Raw genomic sequence first — 1,275 nt, 5'->3', positions numbered from 1 at the left:
CGGCGCGCGACGAGGTGGCCGCCGCGGCGGCACGGACCTGGTCGGCGAGCGCCACGATCTGGCCGAGGATGCCGTTGACGAAGGCGGGCGAGTCGTCGGTGGACAGCTGCTTGGCCAGTTCGACGGCCTCGTCGACGGCCACCACCGGCGGCACGTCGGAGGCGTGGAACAGCTCCCACACCGAGATGCGCAGGATCGCCCGGTCCACGGCGGGCAGCCGCTCGAGCGTCCAGTCGTGCAGGTGCTCGGCGATCACCTGGTCGAGCTCGTCGAGATGCTCCGCCACGCCGCGCACGACGGTCTGCGTGTACGGCGGCACCTGGGCGACCTGGTCGTCGGTGACGGCGAGCGCGATGCGGTCGGCCGCGAGACCGACCGGGTCGATGTCGCGGGCTTCGGCCTCGAACAGCAGGTCGACGGCACGCTTACGCGCCTTGTGCCGGGCTCCGAGTTTCTTCTGCGTACCGGACACTCAGGAATTCACTCGCCCGAGGTAGCTGCCGTCACGCGAATCGACCTTGAGCTTGTCGCCGGTGTTGATGAACAGCGGGACCTGGATCTCGGCGCCGGTCTCGAGGGTCGCCGGCTTGGTGCCCCCGGTGGAGCGGTCGCCCTGCAGGCCGGGATCGGTGTGGGTGACCTCGAGTTCGACGGTGACCGGCAGTTCGACGAACAGCGGGGTGCCCTCGTGGGTGGCCACCTGCACCTGCATGTTCTCGAGCAGGAACTTCGCGCCGTCGCCCAGGGTCTCCTCGTTGATGGAGATCTGGTCGTAGGTCTCGCCGTCCATGAACACGTAGTCGGTGCCGTCGTGGTACAGGTACGTCATGTCGCGGCGGTCCACGGTGGCGGTCTCGACCTTCACCCCGGCGTTCCAGGTCTTGTCGACGGTCTTGCCGGAGAGCACGTTCTTGATCTTCGTACGGACGAACGCCGGCCCCTTGCCGGGCTTGACGTGCTGGAACTCGATGATCTGCCACAGCTGACCATCGATCTTCAGCACGAGCCCGTTCTTGAAATCGCTGGTATCGGCCACTTGGTTTCGCGTCTCCTAGAGTCGAGGTACCGCCCTCATACGACGGTCAATGTCTTGTCGGTGAGTGTGAGCAGCTCCGGTCCCTGCTCACGCACCACGAGCGTGTCCTCGATCCGCACGCCTCCGCGCCCGGAGAAGTACACGCCCGGTTCGACGGTCACCGCCGCACCGCAGGCAAGTGTACCGGTCGCCGCCTGGCCGATTCCGGGTGCTTCGTGGATCTCCAGACCGACCCCGTG

3 protein-coding genes are annotated in these 1,275 nt (G+C 67.1%); all 3 read right to left on the bottom strand.

Features of this window, described 5'->3' with window-relative positions; all coding sequences use genetic code 11:
* A partial coding sequence (gene nusB, locus CQZ88_RS20275) for a transcription antitermination factor NusB (protein ID WP_102800212.1) occupies nt 1–472 on the bottom strand: 472 nt, incomplete at its 3' end.
* Complete coding sequence (gene efp / locus CQZ88_RS20270) at nt 473–1,036, bottom strand: elongation factor P (protein ID WP_006937620.1); 564 nt, start codon at nt 1,034–1,036, stop codon at nt 473–475.
* A 35-nt stretch (nt 1,037–1,071) separates the two neighbouring features.
* The coding region (locus CQZ88_RS20265; RefSeq protein WP_146034343.1) for a M24 family metallopeptidase at nt 1,072–1,275 on the bottom strand (204 nt) is incomplete at its 5' end.

The sequence above is a fragment of the Rhodococcus sp. ENV425 genome (assembly GCF_002887785.1).
Classification (GTDB): domain Bacteria; phylum Actinomycetota; class Actinomycetes; order Mycobacteriales; family Mycobacteriaceae; genus Rhodococcus; species Rhodococcus aetherivorans.
Note: the sequence above shows the minus strand (reverse complement) of the source record. Positions and strands in the feature narration are given on the sequence as shown.